The sequence below is a fragment of the Paraburkholderia sp. EG286A genome (genome assembly GCF_040965375.1).
Classification (GTDB): Bacteria; Pseudomonadota; Gammaproteobacteria; order Burkholderiales; family Burkholderiaceae; genus Paraburkholderia.
Genome location: NZ_JBFRCB010000009.1, coordinates 249,488 through 274,061 on the forward strand (window position 1 = coordinate 249,488; position 24,574 = coordinate 274,061).

The following is a 24,574-nucleotide window of genomic DNA, read 5'->3' on the forward strand; positions in this document are numbered from 1 at the left end:
CGTGCGCAAAAACGCAACGGGCGAGACCGAAGTCTCGCCCGCCGCAAATCGTGCTGACGCTACGACGTTCAGCCCACGGCGCTCACATCGAGCGGCGCGCCGGTCTTCGCCTTGATCTCGTCGACCGTCACGCCCGGTGCGAGTTCGGTCACCTTCAGCCCCGCGTCGCTCACTTCCATCACGCCGAGGTCGGTGATGATGAGATCGACCACGCCCACGCCCGTCAGCGGCAGCGTGCAGGCTTCGAGGATCTTGTGCTGGTCGCCCTTCGCGACGTGCTCCATCAGCACGACCACGCGGCCGACGCCGGCCACGAGGTCCATCGCGCCGCCCATGCCCTTGATCATCTTGCCGGGGATCATCCAGTTGGCCAGGTCGCCCTTCTCGCTCACCTGCATCGCGCCGAGGATCGCCAGGTTGATGTGGCCGCCGCGAATCATCGCGAACGAGTCCGCGGACGAGAAAATCGACGAACCCGCCAGCGTCGTCACGGTCTGCTTCCCGGCGTTGATCATGTCGGCGTCCACTTCGTCCTCGGTCGGGAACGGGCCGATGCCGAGCAGGCCGTTTTCCGACTGCAGCCACACTTCCATGCCCGCGGGCACGTGGTTGGCCACGAGCGTCGGCAGCCCGATGCCGAGGTTCACGTAGAAGCCGTCCTGCAGTTCCTTCGCCGCGCGCGCGGCCATTTCGTCACGATTCCATGCCATGGTCGGTCTCCTTCCTCAGTTGCCCGCGGGTTTGCCAGCTGCGGCGCGCACGGTGCGTTGTTCGATGCGCTTTTCCGGGTGCGCGTTGAGCACGATGCGCTGCACGAAGATGCCCGGCGTATGGATGGCGTCCGGATCCAGTGCGCCGTTCTCGACGATCTCTTCCACTTCCGCCACGGTGATCTTGCCCGCCATCGCGCACATCGGGTTGAAGTTGCGCGCCGTGCGGCGGAAGACCAGGTTGCCCGACTTGTCGGCCTTCCATGCCTTCACGAGCGCGACATCCGCCGTGAGCGAATGCTCGAGCACGTAGTGCTTGTCGCCGAACTGGCGCGTTTCCTTGCCTTCGGCGATCAGCGTGCCGAAGCCGGTATTCGTGAAGAACGCCGGGATGCCGGCGCCGCCCGCGCGCAGCTTTTCAGCCAGCGTGCCTTGCGGCGTGAATTCGAGTTCGAGTTCGCCCGACAGATACTGGCGCTCGAATTCCTTGTTCTCGCCCACGTAGGACGAGATCATTTTCTTGATCTGGCGCGTCTCCAGCAGCAGGCCGAGGCCGAAGCCGTCCACGCCCGCGTTGTTGCTGATGCAGGTGATGCCCTTCACGCCCGTATCGCGCAATGCGGCGATCAGGGCTTCGGGAATGCCGCACAGCCCAAAACCGCCAACCGCGAATGTCTGGCCGTCCTTGACGATGCCCTCGAGCGCGGCAGCCGCGCTTTTATAGACCTTGTTCATCAGTGTGTCCCTTCCTCGAATGGAAATCCGCCAATCCGGTTTGTCGCGCGGACGTCTGGCGCGTCCGGATGTTCAATTCTAGTCATGCCCCGGCGGCGTTGCCGTGAAGCCGGCAGCCCGCCCGGGTAGCGCGCACTGGCCCAAACGAGCCGCGCGAGCCTCGAAAACTGCCCCTCCGATGGGTGCAAAGCGTACGCTGGCCCCCTGTTGCGGCACAATACGCAAAACTACATAAAGCAATACCCGCACCGTCCGCCATGGCTGCTTCCATCCAATCCGTCGAACGCTCCGCTCTCGACTACCAGACCGCGTTCCATCTTGCGCCCATCGGCCTCGTGCTGGCGCGCGAGCGCACCATCGTCGATTGCAACGACCAGGTCGCCGCCATCTTCGGCTGCGCACGCGAGGCGCTGATCGGCCAGTCGTTCCAGGTGCTCTACCCTTCCGCGGACGAGTTCGAGCGCATCGGCGCACGCATCCCGCCGATCATGACGGCGCAAGGCAGCTACGCCGACGACCGCATCATGAAGCGCGCCAACGGCGAACTCTTCTGGTGTCACGTCACGGGGCGCTCGCTCGATCGCGCCGAGCCGCACGCGGCGGGCGTCTGGACGTTTGAAGACCTGAGCGCGACGCGGCGCGTGGCCATCGAACTCACGCCGCGCGAGCGCGAGATCGCCGCGCAGCTCGTGACCGGCAAGACCAGCAAGCAGATCGGGCGCATTCTCGAGATCAGCCCGCGCACCGTGGATGTCTATCGCGCGCGCCTCATGCGCAAGTACGACACCGGCAACGCCACCGAACTGCTGCAGCGGCTGCTCGGCCAGTAAGGGCGCCAAGGCCGCGCACTGCCGGGCAGCGCGCGACATCGGGGCGCTCAGCCTACCCGGTCGGACTTGACCAGCCCCGCATGCTCGATGGTGGCGCGCAGCATGTCGGGAATCGGCACCGATTTGCCTGCCGCGTAGTCGATCCACACGCAGCGTGCGTTCCCGCGTGCGTAGAGCGTGTCCGGCTCGTCGGCGCGGCGCAGTTCGAAACCGGTGTCGAAGCTGCTGCGGCCGGGCTGGCCGACCGTCATCGTGCAGACGATGTCGCCGGGGTAATGCAGCTGCTTGAGGAATTCCATCGAAGCATTGACGATCACGGGGCCCTGTCCGTCGCCGCTCTCCGCGGCCACGCCCAGATGCTCGAACCAGGAAATCCGCACCTGCTCCATGTAGCGGAAATAGACCGTGTTGTTCACATGGCCGAACGCGTCCATGTCGCCCCAACGGATCGGCATGGTCATTTCAAATACGGGGTGGTAGTCACTCATTGCACTTCAACTTCGTGTTGTTGCGAAAAACAGAATGCCGGCGGGCGGCCGGACTCGCCTCAGTTCAGGTGAGCCCGAAGCCGTCGTCGGCGGTGATGATCGAACCGTTGATGAACGACGACTCGTCGGCGGCAAGCAGCAGCAGCAGGCCGTCGAGGTCTTCGGGTTTGCCGACGCGGTGGCGCGGCAGCATCGAAACGAGCTTTTGCCCCTGCTCGGTCGACCAGTGGTGGTGGTTGATCTCCGTGTCGATGTAGCCCGGGCAGATCGCGTTCACGTTAATGCCGTGGCGGCCCCACTCAAGCGCCATCGCCTTCGTCATATGGACGACCGCGGCCTTGCTGATCGCGTACAGGCCGATTTGGGGCAGCACCCGCAGACCCGCCACCGAAGCGATATTGATGATGCGGTAGGCCGGCTTCGGGCCGCCGCCGTTGCCGCGCATGATCATGCGCTTGGCCACTTCCTGGGCCACGAAGAAGGCGCCGCGCGTGTTGGTGTCGAACACGTATTCGAAGTCGGCGGGCGTGACGTCGGCGAGCTTTTGCGTCGTGGAGACGCCCGAGTTGTTGACGAGGATGTCGATGGTCCCCGCCTCGGTTTCCGCGTGCGCGACCGCCGAGCGAATGCTCTGGTAGTCGGTCACGTCGAGCGAAACGACGTGCGCGGCGCCCCCGCTCGCCTCGATTTCGGCGCGCAGTTCCTTGAGCCGCTCCACACGACGGCTCGCCAGCACGACCTTTGCACCCGCCTGCGAGAGCACCTGCGCGAAACGCTTGCCGAGCCCGCTGGAGGCCCCCGTGATCATCGCGACCTTGCCTTCCAGATTGATCGAACGGCCCATTTCCGGTTCCTGTTCAGAAGTAAATAAGCGCCAGAACGCGGCGGGGTCGGCCCGCCAAATCTGACGCCACAGAATAGAACGGTCGTGCTAATGTTAGCCTGTTGGGTTGCGGCACGGGGAACGTTACCCGACAATACGAACCCGAAAAAAGCATTCTAATGGCAAGAGGAGCATTGATGACCCCCGCAAGTCTTTTAGAGCAATACGGTCCACGCGAGTCGATGGAATACGACGTGGTGATCGTTGGTGGCGGCCCCGCCGGGCTGTCCGCCGCGATCCGCCTGAAGCAGCTGGCCGCGGAAAAAGGCACTGAAATCGGCGTCTGCGTGCTGGAGAAAGGCTCGGAAATCGGGGCGCATATCCTCTCGGGCGCGGTCATGGATCCGCGTGCCCTGAACGAGCTGATCCCGGACTGGAAGGAACAAGGCGCACCGCTGAACGTGCCCGTGACCGAGGACAAGTTCCTTTTTCTTTCCGAAACGGGGGCTAAGGCTGTGCCGAACTGGGCACTCCCCGACAACTTCAAGAACCACGGCAACTACGTCATCAGCCTCGCGAACGTCACGCGCTGGCTGGGCCAGCAGGCCGAGGCGCTGGGCGTGGAAATCTTCCCCGGCTTCCCCGCTGCCGAAGTGCTCTACAACGACGACGGGTCGGTCAAGGGCGTCGCCACCGGCAACATGGGGGTCGGCAAGGACGGCGAGCCCACCGAGAACTTCCAGCTCGGCATGGAGCTGCACGCGAAGTACACGCTGTTCTGCGAAGGCTGCCGCGGGCATCTGGGCCGTCAACTGAACGAGAAGTTCAAGCTCGGCAAGGATTCGGACCCGCAGGTCTACGGCATCGGCATCAAGGAACTGTGGGAGATCGATCCCTCGAAGCACCAGCCCGGTCTCGTGATCCACACCGCCGGCTGGCCGCTGGAGTCGGATACCTACGGCGGCTCGTTCCTGTACCACATCGACAACAACCAGGTGATGGTGGGCTTTGTCGTGGGTCTCGCGTACCAGAATCCGTACCTCTCGCCGTTCGAGGAATTCCAGCGCTACAAGACGCACCCGGAAATCCGCAAGTACCTGGAAGGCGGCAAGCGCGTGTCGTATGGCGCGCGCGCGATCACGGCGGGCGGCCTGATGTCGCTGCCCAAGCTCGTGTTCCCGGGCGGCGCGCTCGTGGGCGACGATGCGGGCTTCCTCAATGCTTCGCGCATCAAGGGCAGCCACGCGGCGATCAAGACCGGCATGCTGGCAGCCGATGCGGCGTTCGAAGCCGTGCAGGCGGGCCGCCAGAGCGACGAACTCGCGGCCTACCCGGAAGCGTTCAAGCAGTCGTGGCTCCACACGGAGCTGTACAAGGCGCGCAACTTCAAGCAGTGGATGAGCAAGGGCCTGTACCTGGGCACGCTGATGGTGGGCATCGAGCAGAAGCTGCTCGGCGGCAATGTGCCCTGGACGCTGCATCACCAGCATCGCGACCACGAGATGCTGAAACCGGCTTCGCAGTGCAAGCCGATCGAGTATCCGAAACCCGACGGCAAGCTCACGTTCGATCGTCTGTCTTCGGTGTTCATCTCGAACACGAATCACGAAGAGAACCAGCCGGCGCACCTCACACTCAAGGACGCGAGCGTGCCCGTGAACGTGAACCTGCGCACCTACGCGGGTCCCGAAGCGCGCTTCTGCCCGGCCGCGGTGTACGAGTTCATGAAGAACGACGACGGCAGCGACCGCCTGCAGATCAACGCGCAGAACTGCGTGCACTGCAAGACCTGCGACATCAAGGACCCGACGCAGAACATCGTGTGGGTCACGCCGGAAGGCGGCGGCGGTCCGAACTATCCGAACATGTAAGTCCGGTATGCGAAAAAAAGCCGCTTCAGGTGTGGGCCTGAAGCGGCTTTTTTGTTGCCCGCGCAACGCGTGCGGCTCACGCCGCACCGACCGACTTTACTCGTCGCTGGCCGCGATCTTCGGCGTCGTCACGACGACGTCGGCATTCTGCGCACGGTGGCGCAGCGCGTGATCGATCAGCACGAGCGCGAGCATGGCCTCGGCGATCGGCGTCGCGCGAATGCCCACGCACGGGTCGTGGCGGCCGAAGGTCTCGACCGTCGCGGGATCGCCCGCCTTGTCGATCGAGCGTCGCGGCGTGCGGATGCTCGAGGTCGGCTTGATGGCGATCGAGACGGTGATGTCCTGCCCCGTCGAAATTCCGCCGAGCACGCCGCCAGCGTGGTTGCCATGGAATCCATTGGGCGTGAGTTCGTCGCCGTGCACCGAGCCGCGCTGTGCGACGCTCGCGAAGCCCGCGCCGATCTCCACGCCCTTCACCGCGTTGATGCCCATCATGGCGTGCGCGATGTCGGCGTCGAGCCGGTCGAACAGCGGCTCGCCCCAGCCCACCGGCACCCCGCTCGCCACCACGTTCACGCGCGCGCCGATCGAGTCGCCGTCCTTGCGCAGCGCGTCCATGTAGCTCTCGAGCTGCGGCACGACGTCGGCGTTGGGCACGAAGAACGGATTCTCGTGCACGTGCTCCCAGCTCACGAACGGCACGTCGATCTCGCCGAGCGCGCGCATGTAGCCGCGCACTTCCACACCGAAGCGCTCGCGCAGCCACTTCTTCGCCACCGCGCCCGCCGCGACCGTGGGCGCCGTGAGGCGCGCCGACGAGCGGCCGCCGCCGCGATAGTCGCGAATGCCGTACTTCTGCCAGTAGGTGTAGTCGGCGTGACCGGGGCGGAAGGTCTCGACGATGTTGCCGTAGTCCTTGCTGCGCTGGTCGGTATTGCGGATCAGGAGCGTGATCGGCGTGCCCGTGGTGCGCCCTTCGAACACGCCCGAGAGAATCTCGACCTTGTCCTCTTCCTGGCGCTGCGTCACGTGGCGCGACGTGCCGGGGCGGCGGCGGTCCAGGTCGATCTGGATGTCGGCTTCGGTGAGCGCCATGCCGGGCGGGCAGCCGTCGATGACGCAGCCAATGGCCGGGCCGTGGGATTCGCCGAAGGTGGTGACGGTGAAAAGCGTACCGAGCGTGTTGCCGGACATGGCGGTCGTCCAAAGTGAATCGGGGAATCCAATATTATGCCAGCCCGCGCGCGGCGACGCCCGACCGGGCGGTCGGGCCTTCTGGCGAAAGGAGGCGACGTGTTGGGTGGCGCGTACGCGCCGTATGGCCTGGCGTCAGCGCCGCGCACCGCGCAGTTCCGCCACCGTCTCCTGCAAGCGCTCAAGCGTAGCGTCCGCCGCCGCGATCGGCTCGCCCACCGCGAGCGTCAAACGGCTCGTCAGACCGCGTCGCAATGGCCGCTCCTGGCCGGACCCCGCAAAACGCGAGAACGCACTGCCCCACAGCCCGCGCAACGCCATCGGCACGACCGTCACGGGCGAGCGCCTCAAGATTTCGCTCACGCCGTGGCGAAACGGGTTCATCTCCCCGGTGCGCGTGAGCTTGCCCTCGGGAAAAATGCAGACGAGGTCGCCCTCGGCCAGTGCGGCCGCACACGCATCGTAGGCAGCAACGAGCGCATCCGGGTCTTCGTGCGCGGGCGCAATCGGAATGGCCTTGGCGTGGCGGAACACCCAGCCGAAGAACGGCGAGCGGAAGATCTGCTGATCCATCACGAAGCGGATCGGCCGCGGGCTCTCGGCCATGATGACGATCGCATCGACATAGCTCACGTGATTGCAGACGAGCACGGCGGCGCCCTCGGCCGGTATGCGTTCGGTATGCACGAGCCGCACGCGGTAGACCGTATGCACGAGCACCCACGCCACGAAGCGCAGCAGGAACTCGGGCACGAGCGTGTAGATGTAGGCCGCCACGACGATATTGAGCAGCGCCGTGGTCAGAAAGATGCCGGGAATGCCGACGCCCGCGGACGTGAGCGCCATCGCCATGAGCGCCGAGACGATCATGAAGAGCGAATTGAGGATGTTGTTCGCGGCGATGATGCGCGCGCGGTGGCTGGGCGCGCTGCGGCTCTGGATCAACGCGTAGAGCGGCACGCTGTAGAAGCCGCCGAACATGGCGAGCAGGAACAGGTCGGCGAGCACGCGCCAGTGCGCGGCGGTGCGCAGGAATTCGCCTACCGAAAGCAGATGGGACGCGGGAGGCAACGCGTGGCTCGCAAAGAACAGATCGATGCCGAACACGCTCATGCCGATCGAGCCGAGCGGCACGAGACCCACCTCGATGCGCCGCCGCGAGAGCCGCTCGCAGAGCAGCGAACCCGAGCCGATGCCGAGCGAAAACATCGCGAGCAGCACGGTCACAACGTCGGGGTCGGCCGACATCACGTCCTTCGCGAAATTGAAGAACGAGGCGAGAAACGTTGCGCCGACGAACCAGAGCCACGAGATGCCGAGCAGGCTCAGGAACACGGTGCGGTTGCCACGCGCGAGGCGCAGATTGCGCCAGGTTTCGGAAACCGGATTCCAGTTGATGCGCAGGTCCGGCTGCGACGGCTCGCACGGCGGCACGAAGGCCGACGCCACGCGCCCCACGAGCGCGATCACGATGCACATGCCACCGAGCCACCACGCGCCCAGCGGCGGCCCAAGGTCCGCATGCGCCGACGCGGGATCCATCGCCCCGATACCCGCGGCCACGCCCCCGACGATCGTGCCGAGCAGGATTGCGACGAACGTGCCCATTTCGACGAGCCCGTTGCCGCCGACCAGTTCATCGGGCGTGAGGCGCTGCGGGAGGTACGCGTACTTGACCGGCCCGAACACGGTCGAATGCACGCCCATCAGGAAGGTGCACGCGTACAGCAGCGGCGCGCTGTGCATCCAGAAGCCGGCCGCGCCGATCAGCATGACCGCGATCTCGAAGGTCTTGACCCAGCGCGTGAGCGTCGCCTTGTCGTACTTGTCGGCGACCTGGCCCGAGGTCGCGGAAAACAGCACGAACGGCAGGATGAAAATGGCCGAGATGAGGAACGCGACCGTCTTCGGATCGACGCCCGAAAAGCGCGCGGCCTGATAGGTGACGAGCGAGGTGAAGCCGATCTTGAAGACGTTGTCGTTCATCGCCCCGAGGAACTGCGTCCAGAAAAACGGGGCGAAACGGCGCTGGCGCAGCAGCGCGAACTGCGAAGCGTGGTCACCCTCAGGGTGCGCTTTGCGCTTGTCGCGCTGCGCCGCGGGCATCGGTCTATCGTTCATCGAGCAGGAATCGCACTGACGGAATTCATGGGGCCCAGACGCGAAAAAGCGCGCCTGAGGCGCGCTTTCCCATACTGATCAATCTGGCGTTAGTCGGGCCGCGCTCAGCGCGCCGGCTGACGCTCCTCTTCGGGCCAGTCGCGAATATACGCCTTGAGCAGCTTGTTCTCGAAGCCCTGCGCTTCCACCACGGCCTTCGCCACGTCGTAGAACGAGATCACGCCCATGAGCGAGCGGCTTTCCATGACCGGCAGGTAGCGCACATGGTGCTCGAGCATCATGCGGCGCACTTCGTCGACCTCGGTTTCCGGCGTGCAGGTGATGGGATGATCGTCCATGACCTTGCGGATCGTCGTGGTGCCGACGCTGCCGCCGTTTGCACGCAGCGTGAGGATGATCTCGCGGAACGTGAGCATGCCGACCAGATCGCCATATTCCATGACGACGAGCGAGCCGATATCGTGCTCGGCCATGGTGTTGACTGCCTCGTTCAGCGCAGTGTCGGGCGTGACGGTGTAGAGCGTGTTGCCCTTCACCTTGAGGATGTCGCTGACACGCATGATGTGTCTCCAGGAATGCCGCTAGTAATGGGGGAAATGCTGAAAAGATGCCTACCTGATTCGATCCTAGCGGAAAGATTGTTAAAAGGAAAGCCGCGCGGCGGGCGCTCCGGGGCTTACCGAAACGTCTGCCGAAAGCCGTGGCGAGGGGTTTTCCGGCACGCATCCGGCCACGCGGGATGCCCTCCATCCGGCCCGAAAAACGCCCGGCCGGGCGTCCCCGCGCCCCGCTGCCGGTGTTACGATGCCCTTCACCCCCGACACCAGGCCGGTTCGCGCCGGCCGCGCCGCCACGATGTCATCAAATCCTGGATCGACTCCCGATAGCCGCTTCGACACGCTCGCGCTGCATGCGGGCGCAGCGCCCGACCCCGCCACCGGCGCTCGCGCGACGCCGATCTACCTCACCACCTCGTTCTCGTTTCGCGACACCGACCACGCCGCCGCGCTCTTCAACATGGAGCGCGCGGGCCACGTGTACTCGCGCATCTCGAACCCGACCGTCGCCGTGTTCGAAGAGCGCGTGGCCGCGCTCGAAGCCGGCGCGGGCGCGATCGGCACCGCGAGCGGCCAGGCGGCGCTGCATCTCGCGATCGCGACGCTGATGGGCGCGGGCTCGCACATCGTCGCCTCGGCGGCGCTTTACGGCGGCTCGCACAACCTGCTGCACTACACGCTCAAGCGCTTCGGCATCGAGACGACCTTCGTGAAGCCCGGCGACCTCGACGCCTGGCGCGCGGCGCTGCGGCCCAACACGCGTCTGCTGTTCGGCGAAACGCTCGGCAACCCGGGCCTCGACGTGCTCGACATCGAAGCCGTCGCGCAGATCGCGCACACCCATGGCGTGCCGCTCCTCGTCGATTCGACGTTCACCACGCCTTACCTGCTGCGCCCCTTCGAGCACGGCGCGGATCTCGTCTATCACTCGGCCACCAAGTTCCTCGGCGGCCATGGCACGACGATCGGCGGCGTGCTGGTCGATGGCGGCACCTTCGACTTCGAAGCGTCGGGTCGCTTTCCCGAACTCACCGAGCCCTATGCGGGCTTTCACGACATGGTGTTCAGCGAGGAAAGCACGGTCGCGCCCTTCCTCCTGCGCGCGCGCCGCGAGGGCCTGCGCGACTTCGGCGCGTGCCTGCATCCGCAGGCCGCGTGGCAATTGCTGCAAGGCATAGAAACGCTGCCGCTGCGCATGGAGCGACATGTGGCGAACGCGCGGCGCATCGTCGAATTTCTCGCCACGCACGAAGCGGTCGAATCGGTCGCGTGGCCGGAACTGCCGAGCCATCCCGACTACGCGCTTGCGAAGCGTCTGCTGCCGCGCGGCGCGGGCGCCGTGTTCAGCTTCAACCTGCGCGGCGGCCGCGCGGCGGGCAAGCGCTTCATCGAAGCGCTCACGCTGTTCTCGCATCTGGCCAACGTCGGCGACGCGCGCTCGCTCGTGATCCACCCCGCCTCGACCACGCATTTCCGCATGGACGCCGCCGCGCTGGCCGCCGCCGGCATTGCGGAGGGCACGATCCGGCTCTCGATCGGGCTCGAAGACCCCGCCGACCTGGTCGACGACCTCAAGCGCGCGCTGAAGGCGTCGCAAAAAACGGAAGCAGCGAAAGCCAAGCCCACTGGCAAGGAGGCGTCATGATCGTCGATGTCGCCGGCAAGCCGGTCTATGCCTACACGGCCTCGCACGCGATCGACCCCGCGCTGCCGTTCGCGGTGTTCGTCCACGGCGCGCAGCACGACCACAGCGTCTGGGCGCTGCAATCGCGCTATTTCGCCAACCACGGCTTCAACGCGCTGGCCGTCGATCTGCCCGGCCACCTGCGCAGCGCGGGCCCCGCGCTCACGAGCATCGGCGCGCTCGCCGACTGGCTCGCCGCCCTGCTCGACGCACTGAACGCCCCGCGGGCCTTCGTCGCCGGCCATAGCATGGGCTCGCTCGTCGCGCTCGAATTCGCGGCGCGCCATCCGGAGCGCGCACAGCGCATCGCGCTGCTCGCCACTGCATTCCCGATGACGGTCGCGCCAAGCCTGCTCGAAGCCGCGCGCGAGCGTGAGCCGGAGGCGATCGCGCTCGTCAACGCGTGGTCACACTCGACGCTCGCCGCCAAGCCGTCGAGCCCCGGGCCGGGCTTCTGGCTGCGCGGCATGAACCAGCGGCTCATGGAGCGCGTCTCCGCGCGCGGCGAGCCGCAGCTGTTCCATACCGATTTCGCGGCGTGCAACGCCTATGCGGACGGCCTCACCAGCGCCGCGAAAGTCCGCTGCCCGGTGCGCCTGATCCTCGGCAAACGCGACGCGATGACGCCCCCGCGCGCCACGCGCGCCCTCGCCGAGGCCTTCGCGCAAGCGCGCACACCCGTGGACACGGTCACGCTGGACGCCGGCCACGCGCTGATGACCGAGCAGCCCGATGCGACGCTCGACGCGCTCTACGCTTTTGCAACGCAGCAAACACCGCGCGTGGGCAACGGCTGACGGCTGTGACTCGCCCGGGTTGCACGGTCGTTCGGAACGCTGGAGAATGGCTGAATCAACCATCCCCTGCGTACTTGCGCAGAAAGGAGGAGACGATGCAACCCACCACGCATACCGAGCATTTTTCGAGCTTCGCGCAGTTCTATCCGTTCTACCTGAGCGAGCACAGCAATCTCATGTCGCGGCGGCTGCATTTCATCGGCTCGCTTGGCGTGATCGGCTTCGTCTGCATGGCGATCGCCACCGGCAACTGGCTCTGGCTGCCGCTTGCCATCGTGTGCGGCTACGGCTTCGCGTGGTTCGGCCATTTCAAGTTCGAGAAGAACCGCCCGGCCACCTTCCGTCACCCCATCTACAGCTTGATGGGCGACTGGGTCATGTTCGCGGATATCTGCCGCGGCAAGATTTCTCTTTGATTCGAATCTGATGCGAGGGCGCGCCTGTCAAGGGCGCGCCGCATCGTCACGCCGCCGGATGCGGGAGCACCGGCGGATGCTCCTCCGTGAGCGCCGGGAAACGCCGCGTCGCGAGCAGCGACGCGAGTGAAATCGAGAGCTTGTCGTTGTCGAGCGCACCGAGCAGCAGGTGCGCATCGATACTGCTCGACTTGAGCTGATACGCCAGTTCCTCGCGATCGATCGCGAAGCGGTCGAAGATGCGCGTTACCGAAATGCGCGCGGGATTGCCGAGCAGCAGGAACAGCGTTTTCGCGCGTTCCTCCTGCTCGAGACGCCCCACCAGTTCATCTTCTTCGAGGCCGTCGATCAGGCGCGTAACCGTGGCCAGGTCGCGCCGCAACAACACTGCCAGCTGTTCGATCGTGCGGCCCGGCTCGCCCGCTTCCCGCGCATCGGCGAGACCCGCGAGCAGTTCGAGCGCGTCGAGCAGATCGCTGCCCGGAAAGCGCGGTCGGTCGAAGCGCCCGGTGCGGATTTCGGGCAGCGCCGAGGTGATCATCGCGCCCACCAGCGTGATGAACCAGCTCAGGTACATCCACAGCAGGAACATCGGTGCGGCCGCGAAGGCGCCATAAACCGCCGTGTAGGTCGGAATGCGCCGCACGTAGTAGCCAAAGCCGCGCTTGGCCGCCTCGAAGGCGATCGCCGCGGCGATGCCGCCCACCAGAGCGTCGCGCCACTGCACGCGGCAGTTCGGCAGATACACGTAGAGCATCGTGAACGCGAGCGACGTAAGCGGCAGCGAGGCGCCGATCAACATCCAGTCGAGGATGCCCGAAACGTGCTGCTCGGTCGCGATCACGGCCGAACGCGTGAACACGTACGACGAGATCGACAGGCTCACGCCGATCAGGATCGGCCCGAGCGTGAGAATGGCCCAGTAGACGAGCACGCGCTGCGCGAACGGGCGCGCCTTGCGCACGCGCCAGATCAGGTTGAAGGCCGACTCCACGGTCATCATCGTCATGACCGACGTAACGAAGAGCACGATCATGCCCATCGTCGTGAGGCCCTTGGCCTTCGAGGCGAACTGGTTCAGGTACTTGAAGATCTGGCTGTTGATCTGCGCCGGCATCAGGTGGTCGGCGAGAAAGGCCTGCAGCGAGTTCTGGAACGAGGCGAAGATCGGGAACGCGGTAAAGAGCGCGAATGCGACCGTGGCGAGCGGCACGAGCGAGAGCAGCGTGGTGAACGTGAGGCTGCCCGCGACCTGCGGAATGCGATCTTCGCGGCTGCGCCGCGCCGCGAAGCGCGCGAGCCGCTTCACGATGTCCAGATCGAACTTCACCCTCGACAGCACATCCATTGGCCTGCTTTCCTCGCCACCGTGAACACTTTGATTGCCGCGCTTTCGCTCTCTTGACGCCGCGTTTTGCCGCCGATTCGGCGCGCACGCAGTGTACCTATTTGCCGATGATTTGCACGTGACATGCGCCTCACTCGCCGGTGCGCCGCTGCGGCGGCAGACCCAACCCCTATAATATCCCGTCCACCGACGAGGCCCGATGAAACCGATTCTTGTGCTCTATTACAGCCGGCATGGCGCAACGCGCGAACTCGCGCGCGCCATCGCCCAGGGTATCGACAGTGTTCCCGGCGCCGAAGCGCGCGTGCGCACGGTGCCGCCCGTCTCGACGGTCTGCGAGGCCACCGCGCCCGACATCCCCTCCGACGGCCCGCCCTACGTCGAGTTGCGCGACCTCGAAGAATGCGCGGGTCTCGCGCTCGGCTCGCCCACGCGCTTTGGCAACATGGCCGCGCCGCTCAAGTACTTTCTCGACGGCACCACGCCGCAGTGGCTGTCGGGTGCGCTCGCGGGCAAGCCCGCTTGCGTGTTCACGTCGACGGGCAGCCTGCACGGCGGCCAGGAGAGCACGCTGCTCTCGATGATGCTGCCGCTGCTTCATCACGGCATGCTGCTCGTGGGCATCCCCTACACGGAAAGCGCGCTCACGACCACGCAGGGCGGCGGCTCGCCCTACGGCGCCTCGCATCACGCGCGCCAGGACGCGCGCGGCCACGGTTTGAGCGCCGATGAAAAGACGCTCGCGAGCGCGCTGGGCGTGCGCCTTGCGCGCGCGGCGCTCGCACTCGCTGGCACCGAGCAAGGCGAGCGGCTGTGAACACCCGCGTGAACGAGGTCACCGAGCCCATCGTCCAGCGTCGCGGCGCCGCGCTCGGCGCTTTTGCGATGCTCGCCGCGCTCACGCTGCTGTGCATCGCGTGGGAGTGGCGGCTCGCACCGCTGCGCCCCGGCGGCAGCGCGCTCGTGCTCAAGGCCGTGCCGCTCGCCATCGCCCTGCCCGGCGTCCTGCGACGCAGGCTCTACACGCTGCAATGGGCGGCGATGCTCGTGCTGCTCTACTTCGCGGAAGGCATCGTGCGCGGCATGACCGATCCCGCGCCCGGCAACCGGCTTGGCTGGGTGGAAGTCGCGCTGGCTCTCGGCTTCTTCGCGTGTGCGCTGGCCTATGTCGCGCCGTACAAGCGCGCTGCAAAGCGTGCCGCAAAGCCCGCAAAGCGCGAGTCGGCCTAAGCGCCCCCTGCCACGCCGCGTCCGCCTTGTCCGTGAGCGCTGCATGAAGGCTATCGCCGTGTCAAACTAACCGTTTGAGCCTCGCGACTTCATGACAATCGCGCCGCGAGCCGGCCCAGCCCAGGCGCGAATTTCCGAGACACCATGACCGACTCCACCCCGACCGCCTGCCAAGCCTTTTTAGACGCCTGCGCCGCCACCATCGGCGTGCAATACGTGCTGACCGACGCCCACGACACCGCGCCCTACCTCGCCGACTGGCGCCGCCGCTACCAGGGCGCGGCCTGCGCCGTGCTCTGCCCGGCCAATGCGCAGGAAGTCGCCGCGGTCGTGAAGCTCGCGCACGAGCATCGCGTGGCGCTCGTGCCGCAAGGCGGCAACACGGGTCTCGCGGGCGGCGCGACGCCGGACGCGAGCGGCAAGCAGGCCGTGCTGAGCCTGCGCCGCCTGAACCGCGTGCGCGAAATCGATCCGCACAACAACACGATCACCGTCGAAGCCGGCGTGATCCTCGCCGAAGTGCAGGCGCGCGCAAAAGATGCGGGCCGTCTCTTCCCGCTCTCGCTCGCGGCCGAAGGCAGCTGCACGATCGGCGGCAATCTCTCGACCAATGCAGGCGGCACCGGTGTGCTGCGCTATGGCAACACGCGCGAGCTGTGTCTCGGCCTCGAAGTCGTCACGCCGCAAGGCGAGGTCTGGGACGGCCTGCGCGGACTGCGCAAGGACAACACCGGCTACGATCTGCGCGACCTCTTCATCGGCGCGGAAGGCACGCTCGGCATCATCACCTCCGCGGTCATGAAGCTGCACCCGCTGCCGGCCGCGCGCGTCACCGCGCTCGCCGCGCTCGGCTCGGCACATGCGGCGCTCGACTTCCTCGCGCTCGCGCAGCGCTACGCCGGGCCGCTGCTCACCGGCTTCGAGCTGATGTCGGACTTCTGCATGGCGCTCGTCAGCCGTCATTTCCCGCAACTGCGTTATCCGTTCGCGGAGCATCACGCGCAGGTGGTGCTGCTCGAACTGTCGGACAACGAAAGCGAAGAACACGCGCGCGCCCTCTTCGAGCGGCTCATGGAAGAAGCGCTGGAGCAAGGTCTCGTGGAAGACGCCGTGGTCGCGGAAAGCCTCGCGCAGTCGCAGGCGTTCTGGAACATCCGTGAGCACATTCCGCTCGCGCAGGCGCAGGAAGGGTTGAACATCAAGCACGATATCGGCGTGCCGATCTCGCGCATCGGCCATTTCATCGAGGAAACCGACGCCGAAATCGCCCGCGCGGTGCCCGGCGCGCGCATGGTCACCTTCGGCCATCTCGGCGACGGCAATCTGCACTACAACGTGCAGGCGCCCGAAGGCGGCGACCCGAAGCGCTTCCTCGCCGACAACGAGAAGACGCTGAACCGCATCGTCTACGACAGCGTGGATCGCCATCGCGGCACGATCAGTGCGGAACATGGCCTTGGGCAGTTGAAGATCGACGAGAACATGCACTACAAGAGCGAGGTCGAACTCGCGCTGATGCGCGCGATCAAGACCGCGCTCGATCCGCTGAACCTGATGAATCCGGGGAAAGTGCTGCGCTGAACGCGCAGGACGCAAGGAGCCGACATCGTGTTGAAGATCCGCGTGCTGTCCGACCTGCATCTGGAAAACGACGAGCCCGACACGATCCCGCACGCGCAGGCCGATCTCGTCGTGCTCGCGGGCGACATCCACAATCACGGGCTGGGCTTGCGCTGGGCGGCGGAAACGTTCGATCCGCAGGTGCCGGTGGTGTACGTGCCCGGCAATCACGAGTACTACGACGGCGATCTCGGCGCGCTGGAAACGGCGATGCGCGACGCCGCCTCCACGCTCGACAACGTGCACTTTCTCAACGACGGCGTGTACGTCGATCCGGCGGGCCGCTTTCGCGTGCTCGGCACGACGCTATGGGCCGACTTCGCACTCTTCGGCGCCGACGATAGCACGCGTGAGGCCGCCATCGCAGCGGCGATGCGCGTGATGCTGGACTTTCGCGGATTGATCCAGGTGTCCTGGCCGGATAGCCCGCAAGCGCTCGCGCGCGACTTCACGCCGGCCGACTCGCTCGCGCTCCACGCGCGGTCGCGCGCATGGCTCGAAGCGGAACTGGCAAAGCCCTTCGCGGGCGAGACGATCGTCGTCACGCACCACGCCCCGCACAAAGGGAGTCTGGCGCCGCGCTACGCGGAAGATCGGGTATCGGCGGGATTCGTGAGCGATCTCGACGCGCTCGTGCGTGCGCCGGTCGCGCTATGGATACATGGCCACACGCATACGTGCTTCGACTACACGGTCAACGGCACGCGCGTGGTGTGCAATCCGCGCGGCTATCGCGATCGCCGCACGGGGCAGCCGGAGAATCCGGCCTTTGCGTGGGACAAGGTGGTGGAAATCTAGCGAGGCAAACGTGCCCGAAGCTTTAGCGCAGGCGTGCGTCGTCGCGGCGCACGCGCAGCGTCACGGGCTGCAGTTGCGCGCGGCGCATGCGCAGCAGATCGCGCGATGCCGCGATGCCGATCAGGCCCATCATCACGGCGATGCCGATCATCAGATGCGTATCCATTCGAGTTCCCGGTATTGGCAAGAAGAGGGTTGCGTAAATCAGTCCCGCTACCTTACCAAGCCGCCGCGCCGCCGGGCGTAAGGAAGTGTTGCCATCTGCGCAAGCTGTAACAGGCTGTCACAGCCCGCGCGCGCCCGCGCGCACCTGTTGATCGGCTGCGAGCGCAACGGGCTCAGGTGCGCGCGAACTGGCGCAGCTCGTTCTGATCGCGGGCAAGCGTCGACGGCATGCTCTCGCGCAGCAGTTCGACCCACGTGCGGATCTTCGCGTCGAGATACTGGCGCGACGGGTACACCGCAAAGACGTTCATCTCCTGCGACTTGTACTCCGGCAGGATCCATTGCAGCTCGCCGCTGCGCAGACCGCTGATCGCCGAATAGATCGGCAGCAGGCCCACGCCCATGCCCTCGCGCACGGCCACCGCCATCGCCTCCGCCACGTTCACCTGGAAGGTCGCCGGGCCGAGGTCGATCGTGGTCTCGCCTTCGGGGCCCGTGAACTGCCACTGCGAGGTCGGGAACACGGGCGTCACCATCTGCAGGCAGGTGTGGTTCGCGAGATCGGCGGGCTTTTGCGGCACGCCGCGCTTTTCCAGATACGCCGGCGAGGCGACCGCGATGCTGCACGCGCTCGCGAGCCGCTGCGATACGAAACCGGAATCCGGCAGATCGGTCGCGACCACGAGGGCCACGTCATAACCCTCGTCGAGCAGGTCCGGCATGCGCTGGGCGAGCGTGAGTTCCACGTGCACGTCCGGATAGAGCTGCTGATACTGCCCCACCGCCGGCACCACATAGTGCTGGCCGAAGCTCGTCATCGCGTGGACCTTGAGCTTGCCCGAGGGGCGCGCATGCGCGTCGCCGGCTTCCGCTTCGGCCTGATCGACGTAGGCGAGGATCTGCTCGCAGCGCTGCAGGTAGCGTTCGCCCGCCTCGGTGAGGGCGATGCGGCGCGTCGTGCGGTTCAGGAGGCGCGTGCGCAGGTGCGCCTCCAGATCGGAGACCGCGCGCGAAGCGTAAGCCGTGGTCGTGTTCAGGTATTGCGCCGCGCCCGTGAAGCTGCCCGCCTCCACCACCCGGACGAATACACGCATGTTTTGAAGCGTATCCATACCAATCCTCTATCTGACACACGAATTGTTTCATATTTCGTAAGATCGATTGTCTCACGTTTCGTAAAAATGCCTTGCATCCTTACCGGTTATTCATCAATCGCGCAAAAAATATAATGACGCACAGTGATTCATAGTCAAGATAAGGAGTAAATCGTGCAGTCTCCGGTACCGAAAGGACTAGCCGCACTCACGGTTCTTACGTTCTCGTTGATAATCGCGGGCTGCGCCAGTACCGGGGGCATCGCACCGCAAGCGAAACAGGCCGAAGCCGCGCAACTCGACGCCGGCTCGGCGATCCGCGCGGCCGACACCGACGCCGGCTGGCCCGCCAGCGACTGGTGGCGCGGCTATAACGACCCGCAACTGAACGCCTGGATCGAAGCCTCCGTGGCCGGCAACCCCTCGCTTGCCGCCGCCCAGGCGCGTGTGCGCGAAGCGCGCTCGATGGTGGGCGTGGCCCAGGCCGGGCTCCTGCCGCAAATCAACGGCAGCATGTCCATCCAGCGCCAGCAATGGTCCGACAACGTCTACTACGGGCCGGGCCCGCTCGCGGGCGCGAACACGTGGAACAACACGGCGACGCTCGGGCTGTCGTATCACCTCGACCTCTGGGGCCAGGACAAGAACAACGCCGAGCGCGCGCTCGACGTGGCCCACGCCACCGCCGCCGACGCGCGCGCGGCGCAGCTCGAACTCGAAGTCAACGTCACGCGCACTTACATCGAGATGTCGATGAACTACGCGCTGCTCGACATTGCGAAGCAAACGCTCGCCCAGCAGCAGCGCATTCTCGCGCTCGCGCAAAAGCGCCTGGCGGGCGGCATCGGCACCCAGCTCGAAGTGAGCCAGGCGCAAACGCCGCTGCCCGAGTACGAACGCCAGATCGACGCGCTCGATGAATCCATCGCACTCGGCAAGAACCAGCTCGCGGCGCTCGCGGGCAAGGGCCCGGGTGCCGGTGAAGCGATCGAGCGCCCTGCGCTTTCGCTCGCCGCGCCCGCGGGCCTGCCCTCGGCGTTGCCCGCCCAGTTGATCGGCTATCGCCCCGACGTGGTCGCGGCGCGCTGGCTCGTCGCCGCGCAGGCGCGCGGCATCGACGTCGCGAAGGCCGACTTCTATCCGAACGTGAACCTGCTCGTTTCGATGGGCGGCTACGCGGCGGCCGGCCCGCTGTTCCAGTTCCTCAAGTCGATGAGCGGCAGCTATGCGGCAGGCCCCGCGTTCTCGCTGCCGATCTTCGACGGCGGACGCCTGCGCGCGCAGCTCGGCGCGCAGTCCGCCGCATACGACATCGCGGTCGATCAGTACAACCAGACGATCGTCACCGCGCTCAAGGAAATCGCCGATCAGGTGGTGCGCATGCGCTCGCTCGCGACGCAGGAAGACGACGCGCACCGCTCGGTCGCGGCCGCGCAGCGCAATTACGATCTCGCGCAAGAAGGCTTCCGCCGTGGCCTGACCGACTATGTGAACGTGCTGATTGCGCAAACGCAGTTGCTGCGCGCGCAGGAAGGCGTCGCCCACATCCAGGCCGAGCGGCTGGCCGCACACGCCACGCTCGTGGCGGCGCTCGGCGGCGGCATGATCGACGCATCGAGCGATGCCGCGGCGAAAGGCCCGACCGAAGCCGAGCAACTGCCCGCGCACGGCAAGAAGACGCGCGACGTGCCGCTCATGCCCGCGGCACTGCTCGCGCCGCACGGCTCGCATGCTTCGACAGGACCCGACGCCGCCGATGCGAGCGCATCGGGCAACGCCAGCGCAACCGGCGCGGCGCACTGAGGCAGACGACGATGCAAGCGTCCACCTCCTCACCCTCGCAGCCGGGCGGCCAAGGCCTCTACGCCGCGCTCGCCGACTGGGCGCGTACCGACGGCCTCGTCTGGATCTATCTCTTCAAGGCGATCGCCGCTGCACTGCTCGCGCTCGGCATCGCCATGAAGCTCGATCTGCCGCAGCCGCGCACGGCCATGACGACCGTGTTCATCGTGATGCAGCCGCAAAGCGGTCCCGTGTTCGCAAAGAGCTTCTACCGGCTGTGCGGCACGCTCGTGGGCCTCGTCGTGATGCTCGCGCTGATCGGCCTCTTCGCGCAGCAGCCGGAGCTCTTCATCGTCTCGACGGCGCTGTGGGTCGGCCTGTGCACCGCGGGCGCCGCGCGCAACCGCAACTTCCGTTCGTACGGCTTCGTGCTCGCGGGCTATACGGCGGCGCTGATCGGCATTCCGGCCTCGCAGCATCCCGACGGCGCGTTCATGTCGGCGATGACGCGCGTGGGCGAGATCTCGATCGGCATTCTTTGCTCGGGCTTCGTCAGCGCCGTGATGTTTCCGCAGTTTACGGGCGAGCTGCTGCGCTCGAGCGTGCGGCGCCGTTTCTCGTCGTTCGTCGATTACGTTTCGGCGGCGCTTGCCGGGCGTATCGATCGTTCGCATATCGAAGCGAGCCATGCACGCTTCGTCGCCGACGTCGTGGGTCTCGAAGCGAACCGCAGCACGGCCGTATTCGAGTCGCCCGACGCGCGCATGCGCTCGGGGCGCCTCGCGCGCCTGAACACCGAGTTCATGACGGTCTCGACGCGCTTTCACGCGCTGCATCAGTTGATGAACCGTCTGCGCGCCGATGGCTCCTCGGCCACCGTGGCTGCGCTCGAACCGTACTTCCGCGAGATCGCGCCGCTGTTCGCCAAAGCGGGCGAGCCGGTGCTCACGGCCGCCGACGCGACGCACGTCTCGAAGCAGCTCGACGACTATCGCTCGGCGTTGCCAAAGCGCGTGCGCGCCACGCGCGCCGAGCTCGAAGCACAAGGCGATGCGCGCCTGCTCGACTTCGACACCGCCACGGAACTGTTCTACCGCTTCGTGCACGAGATGACCGAGTACACGGCCACCTACGCCTCGCTCGCCGTCGATACGCACTCGCGCGAGAAATGGATTTCGCGCTACGTGCCGAAGACGAACCTGATCGCGGCGGGCGTGGCGGGCCTGCGCGCTGCGATCGTGATGACATTGCTCGGCGCGTTCTGGATCGCCACCGCATGGCCGAGCGGCACGAACCTCGTGCTCAATGCCGCCGCGACCTGCGCGCTCGCCTCGTCCGCGCCGCAGCCCTCGCGCATGGCGACGCAGATGGCGCTCGGCACCGTGCTCGCATCGATCGTCGGCATGATTCTCACGTTCGGCGTGTTTCCGCATATCGACGGCTTCGTCATGCTGTGCGTCGCACTCGCACCCGCGCTTGCGTTCGGCGTGTTCCTCACGACGCGCCCGAAGTATGCCGGCTACGGCGTGGGCTACTGCATCTTCCTGTGCTTTCTCGCGGGGCCGGACAACGTCGTCCAGTACAACCCGAGCAGCTATATGAACGACGCGCTCGCGCTCATCGCGTCGATGGCGGTCTCGGCATTCGCGTTCGCCGTGCTCCTGCCGCCCTCCACGCCGTGGCTGCGCCGGCGACTGCTGGCCGACCTGCGCGGCGGCGCCGTGCACGCTTGCCGCGCGCGCCTGAAGGGATTGCGCAACCGCTTCGAGAGCGGCGCGCGCGACCTGATGTTCCAGCTCTCGGCGATCGCCGGCAACGACGACGCGCAACGCCGTGACACGCTGCGCTGGCTCTTCTCGACGCTCGAAGTGGGCAACGCCGCGCTCGATCTGCGCCATGAACTGGCCACGCTGCCCGCGCATCCGCAGTACGCGCGGGGAACGGCGTGGCGCGTGGCGATCGACGCGACACTCAAGGCCGTGAGCGCGCTCTTCGATCGCCCGGGCGAGGCGCGCTACCGCGACGCGCTCGCGACAACGGCGCGCGCCATCGACGCAAGCCAGACCGTGCTGCAGGGCATGTGGAAGCCCGCTGCAACGAGCGCTGCCGAGCGTGGCGACATGCCGCCGCGTGAAGAGCGCCACCAGTTGCAGCGCATCCAGAGCCATCTGCACTTCATCCGCACCGCGCTCATCGACCCGCAATCGCCGCTCGCGGCGTATGCGGGCAACGAAGGCGCGAATCCTGGCGCGAGCCAAGGAGCCAACCATGCCTCGTGACGTCGCGTTTCTCGACGCCTATATCCCGGCGATCGTGCTGCTCTTCATTCTGGGCGCGGCGATCACCTGGGTGCTCGATTCCGTACTGGCCCGAACCGGCCTCTACCGGGTCGTGTGGCACCCGTCCCTCTTTCGCGTGAGCCTGCTCGTGGTCGTGTGCTGCCTGCTCGGTCTCGCGGTCTATCACTAAATGCGTCGCTGCATGCATCGCTGAACGAATCAACCGAATCATGACAATCCGCAACCTCATTGGCTTTATCGCGACGGCCATCATCTTCGTCGTCGCCATTCTGGTCGGGCGCGTCCTGTGGGTTCACTACATGGACGAGCCGTGGACCCGCGACGGCCGCGTGCGCGCCGAAGTGGTGAACATCGCCCCCGACGTCTCGGGCGCCGTGGTCGAGCTGCCCGTGAAGGACAACCAGTTCGTGCACAAGGGCGACCTGCTCATGCAGATCGACCCGTCGCACTATCAGATCGCCGTGGAGCAGGCCGAGGCCGCCGTCGCCGCGCGCAAGGCCGAGCTGACGATGCGCCAGGACGACGCGCGCCGCCGCGCCGACATGGACAGCGAAGTGGTCTCGGCCGAAAACCGCGAAAACGCCTCGCATACGGCGAACTCGGCACAGGCGCAGTACCAGCAGGCAATCGCCGCGCTCGACGCCGCCAAGCTCAACCTCGAACGCACGCGCGTGGTCTCGCCGGTGGACGGCTACATCACGAACCTGCAGGTGTTCCAGGGCGACTACGCGATCTCGGGCCAGGCCAAGCTTGCCGTGGTGGACAGTCATTCGTTCTGGGTCTACGGCTACTTCGAGGAAACCAAGCTGCCGCACGTGAAGGTGGGCAACAAGGCCGACATCAAGCTGATGAGCGGCGGCACGCTCCAGGGCCACGTCGAGAGCATCTCGCGCGGCATCTACGATCGCGACAATCCGCAAAGCCGCGAACTGCTCGCCGACGTGAACCCGACCTTCAACTGGGTGCGCCTCGCGCAGCGCGTGCCGGTGCGCATCCACATCGACAAGGTGCCGGACGACATGGTCCTCGCCGCGGGCACGACCTGCACGGTGGTCGTCAAGCCGGGCACGTGATGGAGCCGTGACCGCGCGTACTGCCGGCCAGGCGACGCAAAAGCGCACGCAAAAAAGGGAACGTCAGTTTGACGTTCCCTTTTTTGTTGCTGTGCGCATACGGAGTGTTAGCGATTGCCGCACAGTGCGCCGACAGCGAATCGATGAGCATTGCAAAACAATGTCTTTATCACGTTAAAGCCTATCTCGCTTGATCCGTATCAACGGAAGTTTGTCGGATTACTCGGATTATTCCTATTCCCCACTCATCCAATCAGCCATCACCGTGATCCTTCGCTTCCATCGACCTCACGACATCGGCGCCATGCCGCGGACGACGCGCGACGACGGCGCGGTGCGCGCGTTCGCGCGCCGCGCCCTGGCCGGACTCGCGAAGCGCCAGGCCCTCGCGCCGCAACGGGTGGTCGTGCTCGGCCTCGGCAACGTTCAATGGGGCGACGCCGGTTTGGGCGTGCTCGCGCTCGAGCGGCTGCGGGCGACCTGGCAATGCCCCGCGCAGGTCGAGCTCGTGGAGGGCGGCACGCGCGGCCGCGCACTCCTGCCCGTCGTCGAATCCACGCAGCGTTTGCTCGTGCTCACAGCAATCGATTTCGAGCTCGAACCGGGCGCGCTGCGCGTCCTCACCGGCGATGCGGCGGCCGAGCACCTCTACACGCGCCGCCCGAGCCGGCCCGGCATGGGCTTCGCCGACGCGCTCGCCTGCGCGCAGCTGAGCGGCCGCTCGCCGCGCGAGATCGTGCTGATCGGTGTGCAGCCACAAGGCAGCGACCGTTACGGCGCGGGCTTGTCGAGCACGGTGCGCGCGCAGCTCGATGCAACTGTCGATGCCGCCCGGCTCTGGCTGCGCCGCTGGCGCGTCGAACCGCTGCCGCGTGTCGAGCGTCCTGAAATCGGCGGCTGAACGCCACGCAGGGGTTGCGCAGGCTTTGCACGAA

Annotated in this window: 24 protein-coding genes; 14 read left to right on the forward strand and 10 right to left on the reverse strand. The window is 66.3% G+C overall.

Going from position 1 to position 24,574, the window contains the following annotated elements; genetic code table 11:
* Positions 1-68 precede the first annotated feature (68 nt).
* Positions 69-710: a CoA transferase subunit B gene (locus AB4Y35_RS34645; protein WP_324141618.1), complete on the reverse strand. Its 642-nt coding sequence runs from the start codon at positions 708-710 to the stop codon at positions 69-71.
* Positions 711-725: 15 nt separating this feature from the next.
* The gene (locus AB4Y35_RS34650) at positions 726-1,445 is read right to left on the reverse strand and encodes a CoA transferase subunit A (RefSeq protein ID WP_368707938.1); all 720 of its coding nucleotides are present in this window, start codon (positions 1,443-1,445) and stop codon (positions 726-728) included.
* Between the two features lie 257 nt (positions 1,446-1,702).
* Between AB4Y35_RS34650 and AB4Y35_RS34655 the strand changes: the two genes are divergently transcribed.
* Positions 1,703-2,275: a LuxR C-terminal-related transcriptional regulator gene (locus tag AB4Y35_RS34655; protein WP_324160093.1), complete on the forward strand. Its 573-nt coding sequence runs from the start codon at positions 1,703-1,705 to the stop codon at positions 2,273-2,275.
* Positions 2,276-2,322: 47 nt separating this feature from the next.
* Here the strand turns inward: AB4Y35_RS34655 and AB4Y35_RS34660 are convergent, their stop codons facing one another.
* Entirely contained in the window at positions 2,323-2,763 is a 441-nt protein-coding gene (locus AB4Y35_RS34660; protein WP_028204259.1) for a thioesterase family protein, read from the reverse strand.
* A gap of 64 nt (positions 2,764-2,827) precedes the next feature.
* The gene (locus AB4Y35_RS34665) at positions 2,828-3,607 is read right to left on the reverse strand and encodes an SDR family oxidoreductase (RefSeq protein WP_028204260.1); all 780 of its coding nucleotides are present in this window, start codon (positions 3,605-3,607) and stop codon (positions 2,828-2,830) included.
* Positions 3,608-3,783: 176 nt separating this feature from the next.
* Here AB4Y35_RS34665 and AB4Y35_RS34670 point away from each other — a divergent pair, with 176 nt between their 5' ends.
* Entirely contained in the window at positions 3,784-5,457 is a 1,674-nt protein-coding gene (locus AB4Y35_RS34670; RefSeq protein WP_368686284.1) for an electron transfer flavoprotein-ubiquinone oxidoreductase, read from the forward strand.
* A 96-nt stretch (positions 5,458-5,553) separates the two neighbouring features.
* Here AB4Y35_RS34670 and aroC read toward each other — a convergent pair whose 3' ends face one another.
* The 3 genes from aroC to AB4Y35_RS34685 all read right to left on the reverse strand — a co-directional run bounded on the left by aroC (position 5,554) and on the right by AB4Y35_RS34685 (position 9,335).
* On the reverse strand, positions 5,554-6,654 hold the full coding sequence (gene aroC / locus AB4Y35_RS34675) for a chorismate synthase (RefSeq protein WP_368707939.1): 1,101 nt from the start codon (positions 6,652-6,654) through the stop codon (positions 5,554-5,556).
* A gap of 135 nt (positions 6,655-6,789) precedes the next feature.
* The gene (locus AB4Y35_RS34680; protein ID WP_368707940.1) at positions 6,790-8,775 is read right to left on the reverse strand and encodes an MFS transporter; all 1,986 of its coding nucleotides are present in this window, start codon (positions 8,773-8,775) and stop codon (positions 6,790-6,792) included.
* A gap of 104 nt (positions 8,776-8,879) precedes the next feature.
* Positions 8,880-9,335, reverse strand: coding sequence for a CBS domain-containing protein (locus tag AB4Y35_RS34685; RefSeq protein WP_069268653.1), 456 nt, complete (start codon positions 9,333-9,335; stop codon positions 8,880-8,882).
* A 295-nt stretch (positions 9,336-9,630) separates the two neighbouring features.
* On the opposite strand from AB4Y35_RS34685, the gene AB4Y35_RS34690 reads away from it, so the two are divergent.
* The 3 genes from AB4Y35_RS34690 (at position 9,631) to AB4Y35_RS34700 (ending at position 12,229) form a co-directional block, all read left to right on the forward strand.
* On the forward strand, positions 9,631-10,977 hold the full coding sequence (locus AB4Y35_RS34690; protein ID WP_368707941.1) for an O-acetylhomoserine aminocarboxypropyltransferase: 1,347 nt from the start codon (positions 9,631-9,633) through the stop codon (positions 10,975-10,977).
* The gene (locus AB4Y35_RS34695) at positions 10,974-11,813 is read left to right on the forward strand and encodes an alpha/beta fold hydrolase (RefSeq protein WP_368707942.1); all 840 of its coding nucleotides are present in this window, start codon (positions 10,974-10,976) and stop codon (positions 11,811-11,813) included. The genes AB4Y35_RS34690 and AB4Y35_RS34695 overlap by 4 nt, the downstream gene beginning before the upstream one ends.
* Positions 11,814-11,908: 95 nt before the next feature.
* Positions 11,909-12,229 (forward strand): Mpo1-like protein, encoded by a 321-nt coding sequence (locus AB4Y35_RS34700; protein WP_342924562.1) that lies wholly within the window; start codon positions 11,909-11,911, stop codon positions 12,227-12,229.
* 46 nt (positions 12,230-12,275) lie between these two features.
* Here the strand turns inward: AB4Y35_RS34700 and AB4Y35_RS34705 are convergent, their stop codons facing one another.
* The gene (locus tag AB4Y35_RS34705; protein ID WP_368707943.1) at positions 12,276-13,577 is read right to left on the reverse strand and encodes a YihY family inner membrane protein; all 1,302 of its coding nucleotides are present in this window, start codon (positions 13,575-13,577) and stop codon (positions 12,276-12,278) included.
* Between the two features lie 199 nt (positions 13,578-13,776).
* Between AB4Y35_RS34705 and wrbA the strand changes: the two genes are divergently transcribed.
* The 4 genes from wrbA (at position 13,777) to AB4Y35_RS34725 (ending at position 17,225) form a co-directional block, all read left to right on the forward strand.
* Entirely contained in the window at positions 13,777-14,394 is a 618-nt protein-coding gene (wrbA, locus tag AB4Y35_RS34710) for an NAD(P)H:quinone oxidoreductase (protein WP_368707944.1), read from the forward strand.
* Positions 14,395-14,462: 68 nt separating this feature from the next.
* Complete coding sequence (locus tag AB4Y35_RS34715) at positions 14,463-14,807, forward strand: DUF2069 domain-containing protein (protein WP_051481968.1); 345 nt, start codon at positions 14,463-14,465, stop codon at positions 14,805-14,807.
* Between the two features lie 144 nt (positions 14,808-14,951).
* Positions 14,952-16,388 carry an FAD-binding oxidoreductase gene (locus AB4Y35_RS34720; protein WP_368707945.1) on the forward strand — a complete coding sequence of 479 codons (1,437 nt, stop codon included), beginning with the start codon at positions 14,952-14,954 and terminating at the stop codon, positions 16,386-16,388.
* A gap of 30 nt (positions 16,389-16,418) precedes the next feature.
* The gene (locus AB4Y35_RS34725) at positions 16,419-17,225 is read left to right on the forward strand and encodes a metallophosphoesterase (RefSeq protein ID WP_368707986.1); all 807 of its coding nucleotides are present in this window, start codon (positions 16,419-16,421) and stop codon (positions 17,223-17,225) included.
* Between the two features lie 22 nt (positions 17,226-17,247).
* Here the strand turns inward: AB4Y35_RS34725 and AB4Y35_RS34730 are convergent, their stop codons facing one another.
* Together AB4Y35_RS34730 and AB4Y35_RS34735 are read right to left on the reverse strand one after the other, a co-directional pair.
* Entirely contained in the window at positions 17,248-17,391 is a 144-nt protein-coding gene (locus AB4Y35_RS34730; RefSeq protein WP_342924566.1) for a hypothetical protein, read from the reverse strand.
* A 172-nt stretch (positions 17,392-17,563) separates the two neighbouring features.
* Positions 17,564-18,502, reverse strand: coding sequence for a LysR family transcriptional regulator (locus AB4Y35_RS34735; protein ID WP_368707946.1), 939 nt, complete (start codon positions 18,500-18,502; stop codon positions 17,564-17,566).
* Between the two features lie 156 nt (positions 18,503-18,658).
* On the opposite strand from AB4Y35_RS34735, the gene AB4Y35_RS34740 reads away from it, so the two are divergent.
* From AB4Y35_RS34740 to AB4Y35_RS34760, 5 genes are all read left to right on the forward strand, one after another.
* Entirely contained in the window at positions 18,659-20,287 is a 1,629-nt protein-coding gene (locus AB4Y35_RS34740; RefSeq protein WP_368707947.1) for an efflux transporter outer membrane subunit, read from the forward strand.
* Between the two features lie 11 nt (positions 20,288-20,298).
* A complete protein-coding gene (locus tag AB4Y35_RS34745; protein ID WP_368707948.1) occupies positions 20,299-22,545 on the forward strand; it encodes an FUSC family protein in 2,247 nt (748 codons plus the stop codon).
* On the forward strand, positions 22,535-22,735 hold the full coding sequence (locus tag AB4Y35_RS34750; RefSeq protein ID WP_042271036.1) for a DUF1656 domain-containing protein: 201 nt from the start codon (positions 22,535-22,537) through the stop codon (positions 22,733-22,735). Before AB4Y35_RS34745 ends, AB4Y35_RS34750 begins: the two co-directional genes overlap by 11 nt.
* A gap of 40 nt (positions 22,736-22,775) precedes the next feature.
* Entirely contained in the window at positions 22,776-23,639 is an 864-nt protein-coding gene (locus AB4Y35_RS34755; protein ID WP_069268663.1) for an HlyD family secretion protein, read from the forward strand.
* Between the two features lie 304 nt (positions 23,640-23,943).
* Positions 23,944-24,540, forward strand: a complete 597-nt coding sequence (locus AB4Y35_RS34760) for a hydrogenase maturation protease (RefSeq protein WP_368707949.1) — start codon at positions 23,944-23,946, stop codon at positions 24,538-24,540.
* Positions 24,541-24,574: the final 34 nt, after the last annotated feature.

Coding starts and splice junctions, on each gene's coding strand:
- AB4Y35_RS34670 (WP_368686284.1), top strand. CDS start 3,784: ATGACCCCCGCAAGTCTTTTAGAGCAATACGGTCCACGCGAGTCGATG.
- AB4Y35_RS34760 (WP_368707949.1), top strand. CDS start 23,944: ATGCCGCGGACGACGCGCGACGACGGCGCGGTGCGCGCGTTCGCGCGC.
- AB4Y35_RS34665 (WP_028204260.1), bottom strand. CDS start 3,607: ATGGGCCGTTCGATCAATCTGGAAGGCAAGGTCGCGATGATCACGGGG.
- AB4Y35_RS34700 (WP_342924562.1), top strand. CDS start 11,909: ATGCAACCCACCACGCATACCGAGCATTTTTCGAGCTTCGCGCAGTTC.
- AB4Y35_RS34750 (WP_042271036.1), top strand. CDS start 22,535: ATGCCTCGTGACGTCGCGTTTCTCGACGCCTATATCCCGGCGATCGTG.
- AB4Y35_RS34695 (WP_368707942.1), top strand. CDS start 10,974: ATGATCGTCGATGTCGCCGGCAAGCCGGTCTATGCCTACACGGCCTCG.
- AB4Y35_RS34680 (WP_368707940.1), bottom strand. CDS start 8,775: ATGAACGATAGACCGATGCCCGCGGCGCAGCGCGACAAGCGCAAAGCG.
- AB4Y35_RS34655 (WP_324160093.1), top strand. CDS start 1,703: ATGGCTGCTTCCATCCAATCCGTCGAACGCTCCGCTCTCGACTACCAG.
- aroC (WP_368707939.1), bottom strand. CDS start 6,654: ATGTCCGGCAACACGCTCGGTACGCTTTTCACCGTCACCACCTTCGGC.
- AB4Y35_RS34645 (WP_324141618.1), bottom strand. CDS start 710: ATGGCATGGAATCGTGACGAAATGGCCGCGCGCGCGGCGAAGGAACTG.
- wrbA (WP_368707944.1), top strand. CDS start 13,777: ATGAAACCGATTCTTGTGCTCTATTACAGCCGGCATGGCGCAACGCGC.
- AB4Y35_RS34650 (WP_368707938.1), bottom strand. CDS start 1,445: ATGAACAAGGTCTATAAAAGCGCGGCTGCCGCGCTCGAGGGCATCGTC.
- AB4Y35_RS34660 (WP_028204259.1), bottom strand. CDS start 2,763: ATGAGTGACTACCACCCCGTATTTGAAATGACCATGCCGATCCGTTGG.
- AB4Y35_RS34745 (WP_368707948.1), top strand. CDS start 20,299: ATGCAAGCGTCCACCTCCTCACCCTCGCAGCCGGGCGGCCAAGGCCTC.
- AB4Y35_RS34730 (WP_342924566.1), bottom strand. CDS start 17,391: ATGGATACGCATCTGATGATCGGCATCGCCGTGATGATGGGCCTGATC.
- AB4Y35_RS34685 (WP_069268653.1), bottom strand. CDS start 9,335: ATGCGTGTCAGCGACATCCTCAAGGTGAAGGGCAACACGCTCTACACC.
- AB4Y35_RS34705 (WP_368707943.1), bottom strand. CDS start 13,577: ATGGATGTGCTGTCGAGGGTGAAGTTCGATCTGGACATCGTGAAGCGG.
- AB4Y35_RS34715 (WP_051481968.1), top strand. CDS start 14,463: ATGCTCGCCGCGCTCACGCTGCTGTGCATCGCGTGGGAGTGGCGGCTC.
- AB4Y35_RS34690 (WP_368707941.1), top strand. CDS start 9,631: ATGTCATCAAATCCTGGATCGACTCCCGATAGCCGCTTCGACACGCTC.
- AB4Y35_RS34720 (WP_368707945.1), top strand. CDS start 14,952: ATGACCGACTCCACCCCGACCGCCTGCCAAGCCTTTTTAGACGCCTGC.
- AB4Y35_RS34755 (WP_069268663.1), top strand. CDS start 22,776: ATGACAATCCGCAACCTCATTGGCTTTATCGCGACGGCCATCATCTTC.
- AB4Y35_RS34735 (WP_368707946.1), bottom strand. CDS start 18,502: ATGGATACGCTTCAAAACATGCGTGTATTCGTCCGGGTGGTGGAGGCG.